Origin of the sequence: Agrobacterium sp. RAC06 (assembly GCF_001713475.1) — a bacterium.
In the GTDB taxonomy this organism is placed as follows: domain Bacteria; phylum Pseudomonadota; class Alphaproteobacteria; order Rhizobiales; family Rhizobiaceae; genus Allorhizobium.
Genome location: NZ_CP016499.1, coordinates 1,947,453 through 1,967,933, shown reverse-complemented (window position 1 = coordinate 1,967,933; position 20,481 = coordinate 1,947,453). Strand labels below are relative to the sequence as shown.

Here is a 20,481-nt window from a genome sequence, read left to right as displayed (position 1 = left end):
ATCACGGCCCCTCATCCGCCTGCCGGCACCTTCTCCCCTTAAATGGAGAGAAGGACTCAGCCGCAGCCGTTCCGTCCCCTCTCCCCGTCTGCGGGGAGAGGGTGAGGGGCAGTTTCATGACAACGAAAACCACTCGAAAGAGGACCACACCATGACCGCAACCGCCCGCAAGATTGACACCGAGGCGACGGCCATTTCAGCGACCAGGACAGGCACGGTCGTCATGATCGCACAACGCCCGACCCGCAAGATCGACCTCCAGAAGGCAATCGCCGCCATCTGTCGCAATGTCCTGCCGCCGCTTGTGGTGCTGATCGCGCTACTCGGTATCTGGCAGATCGCCTGCTCAAATCCGGGCGCCACGCTGCCGCCACCATCACAGGTGTGGATCGACAGCTATGATCTGATCGCCGCCCCGTTCTTTGATTATGGGCCGCAGGATATCGGCCTTGCCTGGCGCGTTCTCGTCTCGCTCGAGCGTGTCGCGATCGGCTTCGGGCTCGCCGCCGTCGTCGGCGTCTTTCTCGGTGCCGTTGTCGGTCAGTCTGTCTGGGCGATGCGTGGTCTCGACCCGATTTTCCAGATCCTGCGCACGGTACCGCCGCTTGCCTGGCTGCCGCTCTCGCTTGCTGCCTTCCAGAATTCAAATCCGTCGGCGATCTTCGTCATCTTCATCACCTCGATCTGGCCCATCATCATCAACACCGCTGTCGGCGTGCGCAACATCCCCGACGACTATCGCAACATTGCCCGCGTGCTGCGCCTCAACCCGCTGGAATTCTTCATCCGCATCATGGTGCCGGCCGCCGCCCCTTACATCTTCACCGGTCTTCGCATTGGCATCGGCCTCTCCTGGCTCGCGATTGTTGCCGCGGAAATGCTGACCGGCGGTGTCGGCATCGGCTTCTTCATCTGGGATGCGTGGAATTCCTCGCGTCTCTCCGACATCATCGTGGCGCTCGCCTATATCGGCGTGACCGGCTTTGTCCTCGACAAGCTCGTCGCATTCCTCGGCAACGTCATCACCCGCGGCACCGCGAAGAACTGAGGAGAGCGACCATGAACGCTTATCTCAAGATCGACCATATCGACAAAAGCTTCGAACGTGGCGGCACAAAGACCGAGGTCCTTAAGGATGTCAGCCTCACTATCGGTAAAGGTGAATTCGTCTCGATCATCGGCCATTCCGGCTGTGGCAAGTCCACGCTGCTGAACCTGATCGCCGGGCTGACGCGGGTGTCTGCAGGCGCTGTCCTCCTCGAAAATGTCGAGGTCAACGAACCCGGTCCTGAACGCGCCGTCGTCTTCCAGAACCACTCGCTGCTGCCCTGGCTGACCGTCTATGAGAACGTCAATCTCGCCGTTTCCAAGGTCTTTGCAGGCAAGAAGACAAGGGCGGAGAAGCATGAATGGGTCATGCGTAATCTCGATCTCGTGCAGATGGCGCATGCCAAGGACAAGCGTCCGGCTGAGATCTCCGGCGGCATGAAACAGCGCGTCGGCATTGCCCGGGCGCTGGCCATGGAGCCGAAGATCCTGCTGCTCGACGAACCCTTCGGCGCGCTCGATGCCCTCACCCGCGCCCATCTGCAGGATGCGGTGATGGAGATTCACTCCCGTCTCGGCAATACGATGATCATGATCACCCATGACGTCGACGAGGCGGTGCTACTCTCCGACCGCATCGTCATGATGACCAATGGCCCGGCAGCCCGCATTGGCGAAGTGCTGGAGGTTCCGATCCCGCGTCCGCGCGACCGCATCGCGCTCGCCGCCGACCGCACCTATCTCAAATCCCGCGAGGCCGTCTTGAAGTTCCTTTACGAACGCCACCGCTTCGTCGAAGCTGCGGAGTAAAATCAATGGCTGAAAAACTCGTCATCATCGGCAATGGCATGGCCCCCGGCCGCATGCTGGAAGAACTGTTCGAGAGGGCACCCGGCCATTTCGACGTCACGATCTTCAACGCTGAGCCGCGCGTCAACTACGACCGCATCATGCTCTCGCCGGTACTGTCAGGCGAGAAGGCCTATGAAGACATCGTCATCCATAATGACGACTGGTACGCCGGCCATCGCGTGACGCTGCACAAAGGCGCCAGGGTCACAGAGATCGACCGGCATGCGAAGACGGTCACCTCGGCGAACGGCATCACCGTCGCCTACGACAAGCTGGTCATCGCGACAGGCTCGCTGCCTTTCATCATCCCGGTGCCTGGTCATCAATTGCCCGGCGTTTTGCCCTATCGTGATCTCGACGACGTCGACGCCATGCTGAGGATCGCTGAAGGCAAGGGTAGGGCGATCGTCATTGGCGCCGGCCTGCTCGGCCTTGAGGCAGCCTATGGCCTGAAGCGGCAGGGCATGGATGTCACGGTCATCCACCTGATGCCGACCATCATGGAGCGCCAGCTCGACCCGGCCGCTGCCTATCTGCTCGAAAAGGCGCTCACCGAACGCGGCATCGACATCATCACCAAGGCCAACACCAAGCAGATCCTCGGCACCAACAAGGTGGAGGGCATCGAGCTCGAAGACGGTCGCATCATCACCGGCGACATGGTGATCATGGCCGTCGGCATTCGCCCGGCCTCGAGCCTTGCCAAGGACGCCGGCATCGCTGTCAACCGCGGCATCGTCGTCGACGATGGCATGATGACCTCCGACCCGGATATCTTTGCACTCGGCGAATGCGCCGAACATCGCGGCACCTGTTACGGCCTCGTTGCGCCGCTCTATGAGGCCGCCCGCGTTCTCGCCGATCGCCTGACCGACGGGACCAGCGAATATCACGGCTCCGTCGTCAACACGAAGCTCAAGGTCACCGGCATCAACCTGTTTTCCGCCGGTGACTTCGCCGAAGCCCCAGACCGAGAGGAAATCGTGTTGCGCGATGCCTCCGCCGGCATCTACAAGCGCCTCGTGCTGAAGGACAACAAGATCCTCGGCACTGTCCTCTACGGCGAGACGGGGGATGGTTCCTGGTTCTTCGACCTGATGAAGCGTGGAACCGATATCTCGCAGATGCGCGACACCCTGATCTTCGGCCAGTCCTACCAGGGGAGTACCCCGCTGGACCCTATGGCGGCCGTTGCAGCCTTGCCGGATGATGCAGAAATCTGCGGCTGCAACGGCGTCTGCAAGGGCCGGATCACCACCACGATCTCGTCCAAAGGCCTCACCTCGCTTGATGACGTGCGCGCCCACACCAAGGCGTCCGCCTCCTGCGGCTCCTGCACCGGCCTCGTCGAACAACTGATGGCCCTGACTTTGGGCGACGCTTACAATCCGGCTGCCGTCACGCCGATGTGCACCTGCACCGAACTCGGCCATGACGATGTCCGCCGTCTGATCAAGGCCAAGGGCCTGAAGACCATTCCGGCCGTCATGCAGGAACTGGAATGGAAGACCTCCTGCGGCTGCGCCAAGTGCCGCCCGGCGCTCAATTACTACCTCGTCTCGGATTGGCCGGACGAATATGCCGACGACTACCAGTCGCGCTACATCAACGAACGTGTGCATGCCAACATCCAGAAAGACGGCACCTATTCCGTCGTGCCGCGCATGTGGGGTGGCGTGACCAATGCCGCCGAGCTTCGTGCCATCGCCGATGTCGTCGACAAGTTCGAAATCCCCATGGTCAAGGTGACTGGCGGCCAGCGTATCGACCTGCTCGGGATCGAAAAGGAAGACCTGCCCGCTGTCTGGGCCGATCTCGGCAAAGCCGGCTTTGTGTCAGGCCAGGCTTACGCAAAAGGTCTGAGAACGGTGAAGACCTGTGTGGGCTCCGACTGGTGCCGGTTCGGCACACAGGATTCGACCGGTCTCGGGATCCGCATCGAGAAATTCATGTGGGGTTCCTGGACGCCGGCCAAGCTGAAGCTCGCGGTTTCGGGGTGTCCGCGCAACTGCGCCGAGGCGACTTGCAAGGATATCGGCGTCATTTGCGTGGACAGTGGTTTCGAGATCCATTTCGCCGGTGCCGCCGGCCTCGATATCAAGGGCACCGATGTTCTAGGTCTGGTGAAGACGGAAGACGAGGCGCTTCAGCATATCGTGGCGCTGACCCAGATGTATCGCGAGCAGGGGCGCTATCTCGAGCGCATCTACAAATGGGCAAAACGCATCGGCCATGACGAAATCCGCCGCCAGATCATGGAGGATGCCGACAAGCGCCGTGCCTACTACGACCGCTTCGTCTTCAGCCAGAAATTCGCCCAGGTCGATCCGTGGTCGGAGCGCGTCTCCGGCAAGGACAAGCATGAGTTCAAGCCGATGGCGACCATCAACTACAATCAGGCTGCGGAGTGAGGCGATGAACGGAAACTGGATCGCAATCGGGACGATCGACGACATCCCGCTGCGTGGCGCACGCTGCGTTAAGACCCCCCAAGGCAAGATCGGGGTGTTTCGCACCGCCGAAAACGAGGTCTTCGCCATCGAGGATCACTGCCCCCACAGGGGCGGCCCGCTCACGCAGGGCATTGTCCACGGCAAGGCAGTGACCTGCCCACTGCACAACTGGGTCATCTCGCTCGAAACCGGCCGGGCGCTTGGGGCCGACGAAGGCGAGGTCAAGACCATTCCGGTCCGCAATATCGACGGTCATCTCTCCATCATGCTCGAAAGCATGATGGTCGCAGCCGAGTAAGTGGGAACATCAACGCGCGGAGCCGCAGACATGTCCTGTGAAACCAAGACGACCTGCCCCTATTGCGGTGTCGGCTGCGGCGTGATCGCCGCAGTTGACGACGAGGGGAAGGTCAGCGTGCGGGGAGATCCAGACCATCCGGCCAATTACGGTCGTCTTTGCTCCAAGGGGTCGGCGCTCGCCGAAACGCTCGACCTCGAAGGTCGCGCGCTTCATCCGGAAATCCATGGCCAAACCGCCGGCTGGGACGAAGCGCTCGATCTTGTTGCCTCGACCTTCCAGCGGACGATTGCCGATCATGGCCCCGATTCCGTAGCCTTCTACCTCTCCGGGCAGTTGCTGACCGAAGACTATTACGTCGCCAACAAGCTGATGAAAGGCTTCATCGGCTCCGCCAATATCGACACCAATTCCCGCCTGTGCATGGCCTCCTCGGTTGCCGGCCATCGCCGTGCCTTCGGCGCCGATACCGTGCCCGCCTGTTACGAGGACCTGGAGCTCTCCGACCTCGTCGTCCTGGTCGGCTCCAACATGGCCTGGTGCCATCCGGTCCTTTACCAGCGCCTGGCTGCGGCCAAGGCTGCCCGTCCTGCCATGAAGGTGGTCGTGATCGACCCCCGCCGAACCGCGACCAGCGACATTGCCGACCTGCATCTCGCGGTCCGGGCGGACGGTGACATCGCCCTTTTCAACGGTCTGCTCGCCTATCTGGCGGAAACAGGCGCGATCGACGAAAACTATGTCGGAAAGCACACCTCCGGGTTTGGCGAAACGCTGCTCGCCGCCTCGCGCGGAAGCATGGCGGATCTCTCCGATGCCACCGGCGTCTCCGGTATGCTGCTGCGCCAATTCTTCCGCCTTTTCGCCCAGACTGAGAAGGTCGTCACCTGCTACAGCCAGGGGGTCAACCAGTCCTCCGTCGGCACCGATAAGGTCAACGCCATCCTCAACTGTCACTTGGCGACAGGCCGGATCGGTCGACCCGGAATGGGGCCGCTGTCACTGACCGGCCAACCCAATGCCATGGGCGGGCGCGAGGTCGGCGGGCTCGCCAATATGCTCGCGGCCCATATGGCGATCGAGAACCCAGAGCACCGCGAGCGCGTGCAACGCTTCTGGAAATCGCCTGCAATCGCGCAGAGACCCGGCCTCAAGGCTGTCGACATGTTCGAGGCGGCGGCCGATGGGCGGATCAAGGCGATCTGGATCATGTCGACCAATCCGGTTGTCTCAATGCCTGATGCCGATGCGGTGAAGGCAGCCCTTGAGGCCTGTCCCTTCGTGGTCGTCTCGGACATCCAGAAAGATACCGACACGGTCCGTCTCGCCCATGTCCTGCTGCCGGCCAGCGGCTGGGGCGAAAAATCCGGTACGGTGACGAATTCCGAACGGCGGATCTCTCGGCAGAGGCCATTCCTGTCCGTTCCATGCGAGGCCCGCGCCGACTGGTGGCAGTTGGCTGAGGTCGGCAAACGCTTGGGCTTCGGTGCTGATTTCGCCTATCGCGGTCCTGCCGATATCTATGCCGAGCATGCGGCGCTCTCCGCCTTCGAGAACGACGGCGAACGGGATTTCGACATCGGTGCGCATGCCGGAATTGTCGACCTCGACTACGATGACCTCACACCGTTCCAATGGCCTATGCGTCAAGACGGATCGAAGGCTGCCCGTTTTTTCGCGGATGGTGGCTTCTTCACTGCGGACCGAAAGGCGCGCCTCGTGCCTGTTGCGACGCCTGAGCTTGAAGAGGCGGATGAGCGCTATCCCTTCACCCTCAACACGGGCCGGATCCGCGATCACTGGCATACGATGACACGGACGGGGAAAAGCGCCCGGCTGTCAGCGCATATTGCTGAACCCTTCTGCGAGATCCATCCGGGGGACGCCGCGAGCGCCGGCATCAGTGATGCCGATCTCGTCTGTGTCGAAGGCGCAAACGGCAGATCGATCATCTTGCGAGCCCTGCTGACCGAACGGCAGATGCGCGGCGCGATCTTCGTGCCCATGCATTGGACGGGCGAGACAGCACCCAGCGCCCGTGTCGACACCCTGGTCTCCTCCCGCGTCGATCCGACCTCCGGCCAACCGGCGTTGAAGATGTCCCGCGCGTCCGTCACCCGCCACGCGGCGAAGGCCCATGGCTTCCTGGTATCGGCGAGCCGTCCACTCGACTTTCCATTCACCTACTGGGCGATCGCGAGAGCCGAAGGCGGCTACCGCGTGGAATTTGCCGGAGACCCGCCCGCCGAGGGCTGGGAGACCTGGCTGCGGCGCAGCCTGCAGCTTGAAGATGATCATGAGTTCTCCGGTTACATAGACCAGCGAGCCGGTGACCACCGCCTGCTCGCCTTCGAGGGAGAGAGGCTTGTGGCTGGCCTGTTCGTCTCTTCGGACCCTGTTTCGGTGTCGCGGCAATGGGCGGTCGATCAACTCACGGAAAGCCATCCGGATCGCAGTGCGCGCTCCATGCTGATTGCCGGTCGACCGGCTGCCGGCCGACACGATAAGGGGGCGATCGTATGCTCCTGCTTTTCGGTCGGCATCAACCAGATCAACGCGGCCGCACGAAGCGGCTGCCGGTCGGTCGAAGCCATCGGCGTTGCCTTGAATGCCGGAACGAATTGCGGCTCGTGCCGCCCCGAAATCAGGAGGATCCTCGATGCGACGCAACCCATTGCCGCCGAGTGACGGACAGGAGCGCATTTCGGCGCTCGCCAAGCTTCCGGTGTTCTGGAACCTTGCCGGCAAACGGGCGGTCATTGCGGGAGGATCGGATGGCGCTGCCTGGAAGGCAGAGCTATTGCAGGCCTGCGGCGCTGCCGTCGAGCTCTACTGCGAAACCGATTATCTCGGCGAGACGATGACAGCGCTGATCGAGCGGACATCCCTGATCCACCATGCCCATCCCTGGCATTGCGGCATCTTCACCGGGGCCTCGCTGGCGCTCGCCGACTGCGAAACCGAGGACGAGGCGCGTGCCTTCTTCTGTGCGGCGCGTGCGGCGGGCGTGCCCGTCAACGTGATAGACAAGCCAGCCTTCTGCCAGTTCCAGTTCGGCTCGATCGTAAATCGCTCGCCGGTGATCGTCTCGATCTCCACCGATGGCGCTGCCCCCATCCTCGCCCAGGCCATCCGCCAGCGGATCGAGACACTGCTCCCTCCATCTTTGAAGCAATGGGCAAGCCTTGCTCAGTCGTTGAGAGAAGCAATCAATCGCCGTCTGGCACCGGGCGGGCCAAGGCGTCTTTTCTGGGAACGCTTCGTTGCCCGGAGCCTTTCGACCAACGAACCGCCCAGGGAAGGGATCGCCGACGATCTGCTCGCCACGGCGGAGCAGATCGCAACTGAGCCGCGCGCCGGTTTTGTGACCTTGGTCGGCGCTGGTCCAGGAGATCCTGAGCTTCTGACGCTGAAAGCCATGCGGGCGCTGCAGGCAGCCGATGTCATCCTGTTCGACGATCTCGTCTCGCCGGAGGTTCTGGAACTGGCCAGACGCGAGGCGAAACGTTTCCTCGTCGGCAAGAGGGGCGGTCGAGAGAGCTGCCGTCAGGATGACATCAACGACATGATGGTGCGCTTCGCGAAATCAGGCAAACGGGTGGTTCGGCTGAAATCGGGTGATCCGATGATCTTCGGTCGCGCAGGAGAAGAGATCGCACGGCTGGAGAGCGAGGGAATTGCCGTGGATGTTGTGCCGGGCATCACCGCAGCCTCGGCCATGGCAGCGTCGCTCAAGACGTCGCTCACCCACCGTGATTACGCCCAGCAGGTCCGTTTCGTCACCGGCCATTCCCGGCACAACGAACTGCCTGGAACCATCGACTGGGGCTCACTCGCCAGGCCGAACCAGACTTCGATCTTCTATATGGGGGGACGCAGGGCTGGACAGATCGAACAGCGCCTGAGGGACAACGGCATGACGTCTGAAACGCCTGTCGTCATTGTCTCCTCAGTCAGCCGCCCGCAAGAACGTCGCTGGGCGGGCTCTCTTGGACGCCTAGCAGATGCCATGCGGACAATCGGCGTCGACGAACCTGTTCTGATCGGTGTAGGCGCAGTGTTCAGCCGGCGAGCCGAAGCTACGGTTCTCAACCACGAATCCCTTTCTCAGGAACAGAGGTTCGGGCCCATTTGACCAACGTGAGCGAACGCCCTTTTTGAAGTACTAGCGCTGTTGCCGTTTTGGGCGCGCCAGAGCTAGCGTTCTAGAGGGTCTCCAGCCGATTTTGCGAGACCCGTTTTAAGCACGAGGAGTGGCCTGAAGAACAGTAGCCAGGATTGCGCAAGTTGAGAAGGCGTCGCCTTTTTCGCCAAGAGCGACCGTGGAAGCCATCTTTGTGCTGTGGCTTGGGCCGATGCCAACATGCCGGAAGAGCGGCAATTATTTCCGCTTTTGGTTATCCAGGTTTCTGTGATGCTCGGTTGAATGGTCAGGGCCAAGGGCCCTCATTGGGTAGCTTGGACCCGCTCGTGTTCAGCCTGCCACGGCGTTGCATCGGACTTCGACGGAAGGAAACAAAGCTCGACGCGTGTGCCTTCCCCCAAACGAGAGGTGATTCTGACTTCACCACCAGACTGGCGGACGAACCCGTAGACCATGGCGAGCCCGAGGCCGGACCCTCCGGTTTTCGACCTCGTGGTGAAGTAGGGTTCCAACGCTTGGTCGAGGACTTCGGGCGACATACCGACACCTTCGTCGATGACTGCGATGGTGACCGTGTTTACCTCGCCCCGCGCTTCAATACGGACTGTTCCGCCATCCGGCATGGCGGCCGACGCGTTGAGGCAAAGATTCAGAATGGATTGCTCGAGCAGCGCAGGATCAAGGCTAACGGTTGGCAGATTGGCTGCGAGCTCCAGCTCCAGACGATTGCGGGCGCCAATTGCCATTTCCAGAACATCAGCCATCCCTTGAAGGATCGTGGCGATGTCTATCGAGGCTGGACGTATCTGCTGCTGGCTGCCGACGGATAACATGCTGGAGGCGAGTGCGCGTCCTCGTTCAGCGGCCTTTCGTATGCGCCCGAGGTGGCGCTTCTGCCGTTCGGTGAAGCCCGGTTCGCGCTCCAGTAGGCCAAGGCTTCCGGTGATGATGCCGATCATGTTGCCAACCTCGTGGCTTACCTGATGCGTCATGCGCATGACCACATCCAGGCGCTGTGCGCGGGCCGCCTCGATCTCCTGGCGATCCATGGCCGTCACGTCGCGGGCGAGCAGGACCACGCCGCCGTCAGGTTGCCTTGATGCAGAAATCTCCACCACCTGGTCGTCGATGAACCGGTGCCGCAGCATCTGACGCTCAACGAGCGAGCCGCTCTCGTTTTCGGTGGGCATGAGAAGGGGGTCGATCTCCGGGACCGTTCCAACGAACCGGCGCAGCGACATTTTTCGCGATGATCCCGTCTGTCGCATCAGTTCGATGATGCGACGGTTCATGGTGATCGGTCGTCCCGTCGGATCGAAGAGGGCTATGCCTTCATTCATCGTCCGGAAAGTGGATCGGATAGTCCGAGCAGCCGCTTCTGCCGTGCGTCTCAGACGGGACACGCGATCGACGCTCTCCTTGAAAGCGCGAAAGGCGTCAAGCAAGCGGATCAGTTCCGTCTCAGTCCCGGAATAAACGGGCGGCCCGACATTTTCCTCTCCGCGAGCCAGCGCGTTCATGCCGCGCGAGAGGTCACCTATTCCGTGTGAAACGCGCATTACCGAGCGGATGGACAGAATGGCAAGGATGACGACCGCGAAGGATGCAAGCACGATCATGACAAGCAGTTGGCGCAATGCGCTTGATGTGGCTTCGAGATTCTGGTTCAGCGCGCTGGCGACGAACGCACTCTGGGTTTCGGTCGCATGCGAGAGGTCGCGCGAGACGGTGTGCAGGCGTGAGACCGATGCGCGGATGGTGAACATCTCGAGGAGGTAACGGGTCTGTGCCTCAAAAATCCGTCGATAGGGTTCCAGTTGCTCAGGCGAGACCCTTAGATTAGGGCCTGGCACCACCATTCGGACAGTTGTCTCGGCCACGAAGCGTCGTTGAAGTTCGCCAAGCTGGAAGAGACTGTCCGACGTGGAGGCTGATTGTGCGATGTCGTTCAGACGTTGCCGTAGCTCCTGATCCTGAATGGCGCGAGCGGTCGCGATCTCTCCGAGTGCGACGGCCGCTTCGGCCTTGTGTAACTGTGCGGCATCTGCATTTGCCGCAAGCGCCAGTGTCTTGGCCTCGATGCTCTCAAGCAGTTCGATGATCCGGTGCGCGCCGGTGCCTGGCATGCCAGCGCCCGGCCTATCCGGTGCCATGGTCTGAAGAAGTGTGCCTACCTGGGCAACCACGGCGCGGCTTTCACTCGAGACACGGTAAGGGGACGTTGCATTCATCAGGAAAGGCGCGCTCGAAACGAGGTCGGAAACCTGCCTTGAGACGAGCGAGGCCTTAGCGAGACTTGAGAAGGCCTGCACGCTGTAAGCCGACATTTCGCTGCGCGCCCTCTGCAGACCATAGATGGCGACGGTCGAGAGGAGGAGAACCGAGACGCAGATGAAGGCGATTGCGAAGGGCAATCGAAAGGCGATGGACGAGAGGAAGGCGCGGTTGATCAAGGCTGGGATCCAGCATCGTCGGTGTGCAAGACATAGCCCTTTCCGCGTCGCGTTTGGATATGGCATGGCAAGTCCGGGTTCTGCTCGATCTTACGCCTGAGACGCAGCACCAGAACATCGACGTTGCGATCAACGAAACGATCGGAGTCTGCCCCCATCCGGTCAAGAATGTGCGCGCGGCTCACGGGCGTGTTCGGCGTCTCGGCGAGGATCTCAAGCAGGGCAAACTCTGCTGCCGTTAGCGTCTTCGTCGGATCGGCGAGGCAAACGGCACGGCGTTGACCGAGATCGACGGCCCATTCGCCAAGCCTGAGCGCCGTTGACGGCTGTTCGCGCTCAAGCTCCCTGTCGTGGCGCAATTGGGGATGGGTACGACGGAGAACGGCCTTTATGCGGGCGGTGAGTTCGTTCGGTTCGAACGGTTTGACGACATAGTCATCCGCCGCCATTTCCAGTCCCAGCACCCGATCGGTCGCACTTCCCGCTGCTGTCACCATGACGATACCGACATCGGTCTGTGCCCTCAAACGCTGCGCGAAGGCTCGGCCCGAAAGGCCCGGCAGATTGTGGTCGATCAGAACCAGCTGAACTGTTTCATGCTGCAATCGCTCCTGTGCCGCCTCGGCAGAGGGGGCCGTCAATGGTATCCAGCCTTCTGCCTCCACCAGATCACAGATGAGCTCTGCCATATCCGGATCGTCCTCGACGATCAGAATTTTCACCTTCTGGTTCAACACGTTGCAGTCCTCCCAAGGGTATCATAACCGGGCCTGGCGAAAACGCCAAAGACTTGGTGGTTATCGGCAAACGTCACAATTGTAATATTTGCAATCTCTGCAACGGGTGACGACGTCGCGGTGAAAGATCGGTAACCATTCTCCGGGTTGCCAGCCCGGGCCGATATGGACATGCTTCGGTCATTGGAACGGGGAGGTTCCAAGGGAGGACGACGTGAAGTTATTGACCGCCATAGGCGCCGGTGTACTTGTGACCTTGGCCACGGCGACTGGTTCCCAGGCAGGAGACACGCTGAACATTCTCTGCGGTGTCGACGAGGTCTGGTGCGCCGTCATGGAAAAGACCTACGAGGCGAGGAGCGGCGTGGCCATTAACATGCCGCGGATGAGCACCGGGGAGATACTCGATTACGTCAGGGCCGAGAAGGATGCGCCGACGGTCGATGTGTGGTGGGGCGGAACTGGGGTAACGCACCTTCAGGCCGCCTATGAAGGCCTCCTTGAACCTCATCGTCCCCAACAGGAGGCAGACCTTCTGCCCTGGGCACGAAATTTCTTCTCTCTGTCCGGCGGCACATCCGTCGGCCTCTATGCTGGCGCGCTCGGCTTCGCCTACAACGCGGAGCTTCTTGCGTCTGCCGGTCTGCCAGCACCCAACTGCTGGAAGGATCTCGCCAAGCCGATCTATCGCGACCATATCCTGTCAGGAAACCCGCATTCGTCAGGCACCGCCTTCACAACGCTTGTGACGCTCGTGCAGTTGCTCGGCGAAGACGAGGCGTTTGGCTATATGCGCGAACTCGGACGTAATATCACCGAATACACAAAGGCCGGAGCAGAGCCGGTCAAGGCTGCGGGCAGGGGAGAGATCACTATCGGCATCTCCTTTATGCACGATGCCGTCACGCAAAAGGAAGCGGGTGCTCCACTCGTCATCGTCGCGCCCTGCGAGGGCACCGGCTACGAAATCGGAGCGGTCAGCATCGTCAAGGGCAGCCGCCATCTAGAGGAGGCGCGGCGCTTCGTTGATTTTGCGCTGAGCCCGGAAGGGCAGGCGACCGGCGCTGCCGCGGGCCAGAACCAGGTGCCATCCAATGCCAGGGCCGTGCTGCCGCCCGCCGCTCCCGATATCTCGATGATCAAGATGGTGGACTATGATTTTGCCACCTTCGGATCACCCGAACAGCGAAGTCGACTGCTGAGTCGCTTCGATAGCGAGATCAATCCGACCAACTGATTTTTCTACAACTGGACCGCCGCTGAAAAGGTGCCGTCTCGGCATCACAGCCGAAGGCTTGTCCATTTTTCTCGACTTCCATCAGACGCAAGCAACAGGAGGATACCCATGCGACTGACAATACTCTCCACTCTACTCTTCGCCGGCACCAGCTTGAGTGCGGGTTCGGCTCTGGCTGCCGGTGAACTCAACCTCATTTGCGCTGCCGACGTGGTCATCTGCGAACAGATGCAGGGCGATTTCCAAAAGGCCCATGACATCAAGGTCAACATGGTGCGCATGTCCTCTGGCGAGGCCTATGCCAAGATCCGAGCCGAAGCCCGCAACCCCAAGACCGACCTCTGGTGGGCCGGCACCGGCGACCCTCATCTCCAGGCCGCTTCCGAAGGGCTGACGGAAGAGTACAAGTCGCCGATGTTGGACCAGTTGCAGGACTGGGCTAAGAGCCAGGCCGAAAGCTCGGGCTTCAAGACCGTCGGCGTCTACGCCGGCGCGCTCGGCTGGGGTTACAACACCGAGATCTTCAAGCAGAAAGGCTACAAGGAACCGACTTGCTGGGCCGACCTCCTTGCTCCCGAGCTGAAGGGCGAGATCCAGGTGGCCAATCCCAATTCGTCTGGAACGGCTTACACAGCGCTTGCCTCGCTCGTGCAGATCATGGGTGAAGACAAGGCCTTCGAATACCTGAAGGCGCTGAACGCCAATATCTCGCAATACACCAAATCCGGCTCCGCGCCGGTCAAGGCGGCTGCCCGTGGCGAGACCGGCCTCGGTATCGTCTTCATGCATGATGCGGTGGCCCAGACTTCCGAGGGCTTCGCCGTCAAGTCGATCGCACCTTGCGAAGGCACCGGTTACGAGATTGGCTCCATGTCGATCGTCAAGGGCGCCCGCAACATGGAGAATGCCAAGGTCTGGTACGATTGGTCGCTGAAGCCTGACGTGCAGTCGCGCATGAAGGACGCCAAATCCTTCCAGCTTCCATCGAACAAGAGCGCCGAGATCCCCAAGGAAGCCCCACGCTTCGAGGACATCAAGCTCATCGACTACGACTTCAAGACCTATGGCGATCCTGAACGCCGTAAGGCACTGCTCGAGCGCTGGGATCGTGAGATCGGCGCTGTCGCAAACTGATCTTTGCGTCGTACTGTCGGCAGCCTTTAGGCTGCCGACCCCCTTCTGCTCTCTTCTTAATTTCTTTGAATGAGGTCGACCATGAGACATGGCAACCGCAGACTGGACCTGTTGCTGGCGTTCGGAGCCGCGTCCTTCATTCTGCTTCCCTGGTACAGGCTGGAATCCGGCTTCTTCGGCCTTGATTGGTTCGGCGACTTTCCTTTCACGGAGAGCGCTGCGCCAGGCGTCCTGCAGTTGTTAGGCCATGGTCGCCTTTGGCTTCTCGGTGTCGTCCTCTTCTTCGGTCTCGGTTTCGCGGCACGTTTTATTGTCGATCCGATGCGCCGTGGTGCGTTCTTTGCGGCGGCAGGTGCAGCAGGCCTAGTCTACCTGTGCCTCCAAGGACTTGCGGTCGGTTTCTCCGGCTGGACCTGGGGGATCAGCGAAGCCCTTTTCGGACCGCTGTCCGACGGGCAACCCTCCATGGGTGCCGGTGCCGTCACCATGGCTATCGTCTTCGTCCTCATGCTCGCCTTCGGTCTCGTCGAGCGCGGAGTGATGAAGGGCGACGCCTTTGTCGTCGGATCTATTTCACTGCTAGTCTTTCTCGTCTTCGTCTTCGTCTTCTATCCGATCGGCAGCATGCTGGTGGCCGCCGTCCAGGATTTCGATGGCTCCTTCAAGCCCGACGACTTCATCCGCAACCTGCAGGATCCGGGCATCTGGAGCCTGAGCTGCTTGGTCGGTGATGGCCGCTGCGGCGTCGCCTGGCGCACCTTCACGCTCGCCATTATGACGGCGTCGGCCTCCACCCTGCTGGGGCTCGCTTTCGCGCTCGTCGCCACGCGCACCCGCTTCCCGTTCAAGAAGGGATTGCGGCTGCTGACGGTCCTCCCGATAATCACGCCGCCCTTCGTCATCGGCCTCGCACTGGTGCTGCTTTTTGGTCGTGCCGGAGTGGTGACCGAGACGCTGTCGAGCCTGTTCGGTATCGAGCCTGGCCGCTGGCTCTATGGCCTGACCGGCATCTGGATTGCGCAGGTGTTGTCGTTCACGCCCATCTCGTTCCTCGTCCTGATCGGTGTCGTCGAGGGCGTCAGCCCCTCGATGGAAGAGGCGTCGCAAACGTTGCGGGCTGACCGCTGGCGGACCTTCTGGCGGGTTTCCTTGCCACTGATGAAGCCCGGCCTCGCCAATGCCTTCTTGATCGGCTTTATCGAAAGCATGGCCGACTTCGGCAATCCGCTGGTGCTTGGCGGCAGCAATGGCGTGCTCTCAACCGAAATCTTCTTCGCCGTGGTCGGTTCGCAGAACGATCCGTCACGCGCTGCCGTGCTCGCGCTGGTCCTCCTGTTCTTCACGCTCTCGGCCTTTCTTGCACAGCGCCTCTGGCTGTCGGGGAAAAACTTCGCGACCGTCACCGGCAAGGGAGACAGCGGCGCCCATATCGCCCTGCCACGTGGCATCTCGATCGGCGTGCATGCCATTGTCATTCCGTGGATGATCTTCACCGTCGTCGTTTACGGCATGATCCTCGTCGGAGGCTTCGTGACCACCTGGGGCCTCGACAATACGCTGACCCTCGAACATTACGCCCGAGCCTTTTCCGTCAGCATCCAGAACGGCTCGATCGCCTGGACGGGCGTTGCCTGGAACTCCTTCTGGACGACCATGGAGATCTCGCTGATCTCCGCGCCGTTGACCGCAGCCGTCGGACTTCTGACCGCCTACATCATTGTCCGGCAGAAATTCGCCGGCCGGAACCTCTTCGAGTTCGCCCTGATGATGAGCTTTGCCATCCCCGGCACGGTTATCGGCGTCAGCTACATCATGGCCTTCAATCTGCCGCCTCTCGAAATGACGGGCTCGGCGCTGATCCTGATAGCCTGCTTCGTCTTCCGCAACATGCCGGTCGGCGTGCGCGGCGGGATCGCGGCGATGAGCCAGCTCGACAAGAGCCTGGACGAAGCCTCGCTGACGCTTCGGGCGAACAGTTTCCGCACGGTCCGCAAGATCATCCTGCCGCTCCTGCGACCGGCGATCACAGCCGCCCTCGTCTACTCCTTCGTGCGCGCCATCACCTCGATCAGCGCCGTGATCTTCCTCGTCAGCGCCGAGCACAACATGGCGACCTCCTACATCGTCGGCCTTGTCGAGAATGGCGAATACGGCGTGGCGATTGCCTATTCCTCGATGCTGATCGTCGTGATGATCACGATCATCGCCGGCTTCCAGCTCCTTGTCGGCGAACGCAGGCTCCGCCGCGAAAATCGTGTCGCCGGCCTCGGCAACAACAGTCCCGTTCCTCTCGGTCAGGAGAAAACCGCATGATCACCGTCAACGCCGGATCCGTCACCTTCCAAAATGTTCGCAAGACCTTCGGCGCCTTTACCGCCATCCATGATCTTTCACTCACCATCGAACCCGGAACGCTGGTGACCCTGCTTGGTCCCTCCGGCTGCGGCAAGACGACGACGCTGCGCATGCTGGCGGGTCTGGAGCATCCGACTTCTGGAAAGATCCTGATCGGTGGCAAGGATGTGACCATGCTGCCTGCGAACGAACGCGACGTTTCCATGGTTTTTCAGTCCTATGCGCTCTTTCCGCATATGACATCGCTCGAAAACGTCGCCTACGGCTTACAGTCGTCCGGCTTGGCCAAGAAGGAGGCGCGTGAGAAGGCCGAGGAAGGCCTCAAGCTCGTCGGCCTCGCCGGCATGGGGCATCGCCTTCCGGCAGAATTGTCGGGCGGCCAGCAGCAGCGCGTCGCTGTGGCGCGAGCCCTGGTGTTGGAGCCGCAGGTGCTGCTTCTCGACGAGCCGCTCTCCAATCTCGATGCACGTCTGCGCCGCCGCGTCCGCACCGAAATCCGCGATCTCCAGCAACGCCTGGGTTTTACCGCAGTCTATGTCACTCATGATCAGGACGAGGCACTTGCGGTCTCCGACCGGATCATCGTGATGAAAGACGGCGAGATCGCTCAGTCGGGCGCGCCGCGTGAACTCTACGAAGCGCCGGCCTCGCCCTTCATTGCCGACTTCATGGGGGAGGCGAATGTGCTGCCCTGCGAGGTCGTGCAATCCGATGGCCGCGAAGTTCTGGTGCGTGTCAGCAATCTCGAGCATCGCCTGCAGTCCAAGGCGGGCCGAGGCCCTGCAAAACTCGCCGTGCGGCCCGGTGCCATCCGGATCGGCTCTGCTGGCGCAGAGGGCCTGAAGGGTCGCGTCCTGCACTCCGCCTATCTCGGCGGTCATGTCGAATATGAGGTCGAGACCGATGTTGGTACGCTCTTCGTCATCGATCACGACGTTGATCATGCCCATGCCGCCACGAGCGACGTCACATTGGCGTTCAAGAACCGTGGCATTGCCGTCATCAACGGCTGATGAATTTTCAAGAAGATCAAGGAAAGATCAGAATGACAGTAAATGATACGGCACTCGCAGCGCGTTTCGCCCTGGCCAAGACGCTGGCGGTGGAAGCGGGAGCCATGGCGCTCGACTACTTCAATCGTCGAGACACGCTGGTGATCGAAACGAAGCGCGACCTACAGGACGTGGTTTCCATCGCCGACCGCAACGTCGAGACCTTCCTCAAGGAGCGGGTTGCCGAAATCTATGCGAATGACGGGTTCTTAGGCGAGGAGTTCGGCCATGACGAGGGCACCTCCGGCTTTACATGGGTCGTTGATCCGATCGACGGCACCGCCCCCTTTGTAAACGGCATGCCGACCTGGTGTGTTTCCGTCGCGATCGTAAGGGATGGGGAGCCAGTTGTTGGCGTGATCCATGTGCCATGCTCGGATGAGCTTTATGCCTCGGCGCTCGGTTTCGGCGCGACGCTGAATGACAAGTCCCTGCGCCTCGATCCCAGCCGCAATCTGCAGAATGCGATGACGGGGATAGGCTGCAACAACTACGTCACCCCCGAACGAGTCGGTGCGATCATCGGCGGCCTCATGGCGAAGGGCGGAAATTTCATCCGCAATGGTTCAGGGGCGCTGATGCTGGCCTATGTCGCAGCCGGCCGCTTGGTTGGGTATTACGAACCGCATATGCGAGCGTGGGATTGCATGGCCGGTTTCTGCCTCGTGCGCGAAGCCGGCGGCAGGAACCTTGCCTTTCCTGGAAGCGGTGCCGAGTTCCTGAACGGACATCCGGTTCTTGCCGCAAACCAGTCCTGCTACGATGAACTATTGCAGCTTCACCTCAACAATCTTTAGAGCCTAGGGGTCCGGATGACGAATTTGCGGACAACTACGCCGACGTTGACCGTTGCGTTGTAGATCTGGGGCCAAGGCCTCTGAAATGATGTCGGGCTCTTCTGGCTAAACGCGGACTTTGTGGCACCAATCGAAGTCCTCGCGTTAGCCAGTTTGAGCAGGTTTGGTGAAACAAAGTCTTTGAAAGAGGCTTACGCGTAGGGGGTCCCCAGCCGATTTTGCGACACCCTTTTAGCACAACAGATGACCTGACGAGCAGCAGCGAGCATTGTACAAGTTGTTTAGAAGGCGTCGCTTTTTTCTGTGATAAACAGACGCTGTTTTCCGCGGAAAAACGGACTTGAAACGGCCTGCCTGGATAAGCTGGATTCCCGCATGATTTCAACGGATTAGAAATATAGCCTTTGATTTTCCTCTGTTTTTTGCCGCGAGCGATCGTGGATGCCATCTTTGGGCCCTGGCTTTGGGCTAACGTCAACATTGCGGGAGAGCGGCACTTGTTTCCGCTCGGAAGCACCAGCTATGGCCGCATAACTTAAACCAAACGGTCTTCGGTAAAGCCGGGGCGGTTCAGTCTCAAGGATCCCGACGTGCCACTTCTGGGCTGCAAGGCAATCAGGGCCTTCAGTCTGGCGTCTTGGGCAAAGTGTCGAGCTGAACCCCATCTGAGCAACCGGCATCTTTGCTGGACGGCACACAGCGATTGTTCCTGGGGAGGGAACCATGTCTCCCCCGAACCTGTTCCCTCGATGGGACGCGAAGTTCGAAAGGCTCGCCGCGTCCTCCATTCAAATTGGTAAAGGAGATTATTCATGCTCAAGTTTCTCGGCGGCACCATTGGCGTCATATTTCTTATCGGCTTGGCCGTGGTGGTTCTTTTCCTGATGTTGATCTTCTGATGCCTGAGACTGCCGGCGCAGGCAGGCGGTTCAGACTGCTGGTGGTCACGCTGTTCCTCGGGCTCCTCTTGCTTCTGGCAAATCGGGCCATGGCGCAGGAGGGCGCTGAGACGGTCAGGCTGGATGGTCGCGCGCTTTTTTCTGTCAGCTCGAGTGATACCCTTGGCGCCGAAGAACGGGCTCGGCGTGTGGAGCAGCGCCTTGGCGTTCTGGTCAGGGCACTCGAAACCGTGCCGAAGGCTGCCGTCGAAGCTTCGGGAGACCAGCGCGTCATCGTCGTAGCAGGTGTTCGGATCACGACCGTCTCGCCGATCGATGCGGAAGACAGTCTGACCGACATCGACACTCTGGCCGCCCGTTGGGCAAATGCGATCGAAATGGGTTTGCAGGATGCTGTCGATCGCCGTCAGGGTTTCGGCGGCAGTTTTTTCGCAGACACCATGGCGGCCCTGCAAACCGTTCTCTCTCGGGCCTGGAATTCGGTCGTTAGCGTTGTTCCGCGATTGCTGGCCGCGGCACTGGTGATGTGCACCACCTTGCTGATTGCTTCGGGTGTCAATCGCGTTCTCGTCGTTCTCTTCAAGCGCCGGATCGCGGACAAAACACTCGAGAACCTGATCCGGCAGTTGTCGTACTACTCTCTCATTCTGCTTGGCGTGCTTGTCGCAGCTGATGCGTTGGGGTTCAGTCCGGGCGCGCTGGTGACGGGGCTTGGCCTGACGGGTCTCGTGCTCGGTTTCGCGCTCAAGGACATCCTGTCGAATTTCGTCAGTGGTCTCTTGATCCTGGCGCTTCGACCATTCGAAATCGGGGATCAGATTGTTGTCGGACCGACGGAGGGTTCTGTCGAACGGATCGAATTGCGTGCAACGCAGATCCGCTGCACTGTTGGTCGCCCTCGCCAGTTCGGCTGCAGCGTCACAAGCTTTTGCACAGTCGGCCCCTTATCCAGGAGAAGATCAGGCCAAGCTGTTCGGATACAAAATCGACGCCCGGGAGACGGACAGCACGCGGGTCGCTGAA

Annotated in this window: 15 protein-coding genes; 13 read left to right on the top strand and 2 right to left on the bottom strand. The window is 60.7% G+C overall.

Features of this window, described 5'->3' with window-relative positions:
• Positions 1–151: 151 nt before the first annotated feature.
• From ntrB to cysG, 6 genes are read left to right on the top strand one after another with little or no spacing between them, the layout of a single operon-like run.
• Positions 152–1,048 (top strand): nitrate ABC transporter permease, encoded by an 897-nt coding sequence (gene ntrB / locus BSY240_RS09575; RefSeq protein ID WP_054148695.1) that lies wholly within the window; start codon positions 152–154, stop codon positions 1,046–1,048.
• Positions 1,049–1,059: 11 nt separating this feature from the next.
• On the top strand, positions 1,060–1,857 hold the full coding sequence (locus BSY240_RS09570; RefSeq protein ID WP_069042145.1) for an ABC transporter ATP-binding protein: 798 nt from the start codon (positions 1,060–1,062) through the stop codon (positions 1,855–1,857).
• Positions 1,858–1,862: 5 nt separating this feature from the next.
• Positions 1,863–4,310: a nitrite reductase large subunit NirB gene (gene nirB, locus BSY240_RS09565; protein ID WP_069042144.1), complete on the top strand. Its 2,448-nt coding sequence runs from the start codon at positions 1,863–1,865 to the stop codon at positions 4,308–4,310.
• Positions 4,311–4,314: 4 nt separating this feature from the next.
• On the top strand, positions 4,315–4,650 hold the full coding sequence (gene nirD / locus BSY240_RS09560) for a nitrite reductase small subunit NirD (protein ID WP_069042143.1): 336 nt from the start codon (positions 4,315–4,317) through the stop codon (positions 4,648–4,650).
• Between the two features lie 30 nt (positions 4,651–4,680).
• Entirely contained in the window at positions 4,681–7,338 is a 2,658-nt protein-coding gene (locus BSY240_RS09555) for a nitrate reductase (RefSeq protein WP_069042142.1), read from the top strand.
• Positions 7,310–8,785, top strand: a complete 1,476-nt coding sequence (cysG, locus tag BSY240_RS09550; protein WP_069042141.1) for a siroheme synthase CysG — start codon at positions 7,310–7,312, stop codon at positions 8,783–8,785. The genes BSY240_RS09555 and cysG overlap by 29 nt, the downstream gene beginning before the upstream one ends.
• Before the next feature lie 311 nt (positions 8,786–9,096).
• Here cysG and BSY240_RS09545 read toward each other — a convergent pair whose 3' ends face one another.
• On the bottom strand, positions 9,097–11,247 hold the full coding sequence (locus BSY240_RS09545; RefSeq protein WP_069042140.1) for a sensor histidine kinase: 2,151 nt from the start codon (positions 11,245–11,247) through the stop codon (positions 9,097–9,099).
• Positions 11,244–11,984: a response regulator transcription factor gene (locus BSY240_RS09540; protein WP_069042139.1), complete on the bottom strand. Its 741-nt coding sequence runs from the start codon at positions 11,982–11,984 to the stop codon at positions 11,244–11,246. Before BSY240_RS09540 ends, BSY240_RS09545 begins: the two co-directional genes overlap by 4 nt.
• A gap of 214 nt (positions 11,985–12,198) precedes the next feature.
• Between BSY240_RS09540 and BSY240_RS09535 the strand changes: the two genes are divergently transcribed.
• The 7 genes from BSY240_RS09535 to BSY240_RS09510 all read left to right on the top strand — a co-directional run bounded on the left by BSY240_RS09535 (position 12,199) and on the right by BSY240_RS09510 (position 20,480).
• Positions 12,199–13,221 (top strand): ABC transporter substrate-binding protein, encoded by a 1,023-nt coding sequence (locus BSY240_RS09535; RefSeq protein ID WP_069042138.1) that lies wholly within the window; start codon positions 12,199–12,201, stop codon positions 13,219–13,221.
• 108 nt (positions 13,222–13,329) lie between these two features.
• Complete coding sequence (locus tag BSY240_RS09530; protein WP_069042137.1) at positions 13,330–14,355, top strand: ABC transporter substrate-binding protein; 1,026 nt, start codon at positions 13,330–13,332, stop codon at positions 14,353–14,355.
• An 81-nt stretch (positions 14,356–14,436) separates the two neighbouring features.
• A complete protein-coding gene (locus tag BSY240_RS09525) occupies positions 14,437–16,668 on the top strand; it encodes an ABC transporter permease (RefSeq protein ID WP_069042136.1) in 2,232 nt (743 codons plus the stop codon).
• The gene (locus BSY240_RS09520; RefSeq protein WP_069042135.1) at positions 16,665–17,723 is read left to right on the top strand and encodes an ABC transporter ATP-binding protein; all 1,059 of its coding nucleotides are present in this window, start codon (positions 16,665–16,667) and stop codon (positions 17,721–17,723) included. The genes BSY240_RS09525 and BSY240_RS09520 overlap by 4 nt, the downstream gene beginning before the upstream one ends.
• 32 nt (positions 17,724–17,755) lie before the next feature.
• The gene (locus BSY240_RS09515) at positions 17,756–18,559 is read left to right on the top strand and encodes an inositol monophosphatase family protein (protein ID WP_069042134.1); all 804 of its coding nucleotides are present in this window, start codon (positions 17,756–17,758) and stop codon (positions 18,557–18,559) included.
• A gap of 812 nt (positions 18,560–19,371) precedes the next feature.
• The gene (locus tag BSY240_RS24590; RefSeq protein WP_442856011.1) at positions 19,372–19,458 is read left to right on the top strand and encodes a hypothetical protein; all 87 of its coding nucleotides are present in this window, start codon (positions 19,372–19,374) and stop codon (positions 19,456–19,458) included.
• On the top strand, positions 19,458–20,480 hold the full coding sequence (locus BSY240_RS09510) for a mechanosensitive ion channel domain-containing protein (RefSeq protein ID WP_069042133.1): 1,023 nt from the start codon (positions 19,458–19,460) through the stop codon (positions 20,478–20,480). Before BSY240_RS24590 ends, BSY240_RS09510 begins: the two co-directional genes overlap by 1 nt.
• The last annotated feature ends 1 nt before the right edge of the window (position 20,481 follow it).

Excerpts from the sequence above, each read along its gene's own strand:
- ntrB (WP_054148695.1), top strand. The coding sequence starts at position 152 with ATGACCGCAACCGCCCGCAAGATTGACACCGAGGCGACGGCCATTTCA.
- BSY240_RS09570 (WP_069042145.1), top strand. The coding sequence starts at position 1,060 with ATGAACGCTTATCTCAAGATCGACCATATCGACAAAAGCTTCGAACGT.
- nirB (WP_069042144.1), top strand. The coding sequence starts at position 1,863 with ATGGCTGAAAAACTCGTCATCATCGGCAATGGCATGGCCCCCGGCCGC.
- nirD (WP_069042143.1), top strand. The coding sequence starts at position 4,315 with ATGAACGGAAACTGGATCGCAATCGGGACGATCGACGACATCCCGCTG.
- BSY240_RS09555 (WP_069042142.1), top strand. The coding sequence starts at position 4,681 with ATGTCCTGTGAAACCAAGACGACCTGCCCCTATTGCGGTGTCGGCTGC.
- cysG (WP_069042141.1), top strand. The coding sequence starts at position 7,310 with ATGCGACGCAACCCATTGCCGCCGAGTGACGGACAGGAGCGCATTTCG.
- BSY240_RS09530 (WP_069042137.1), top strand. The coding sequence starts at position 13,330 with ATGCGACTGACAATACTCTCCACTCTACTCTTCGCCGGCACCAGCTTG.
- BSY240_RS09525 (WP_069042136.1), top strand. The coding sequence starts at position 14,437 with ATGAGACATGGCAACCGCAGACTGGACCTGTTGCTGGCGTTCGGAGCC.
- BSY240_RS09520 (WP_069042135.1), top strand. The coding sequence starts at position 16,665 with ATGATCACCGTCAACGCCGGATCCGTCACCTTCCAAAATGTTCGCAAG.
- BSY240_RS09515 (WP_069042134.1), top strand. The coding sequence starts at position 17,756 with ATGACAGTAAATGATACGGCACTCGCAGCGCGTTTCGCCCTGGCCAAG.
- BSY240_RS24590 (WP_442856011.1), top strand. The coding sequence starts at position 19,372 with ATGCTCAAGTTTCTCGGCGGCACCATTGGCGTCATATTTCTTATCGGC.
- BSY240_RS09510 (WP_069042133.1), top strand. The coding sequence starts at position 19,458 with ATGCCTGAGACTGCCGGCGCAGGCAGGCGGTTCAGACTGCTGGTGGTC.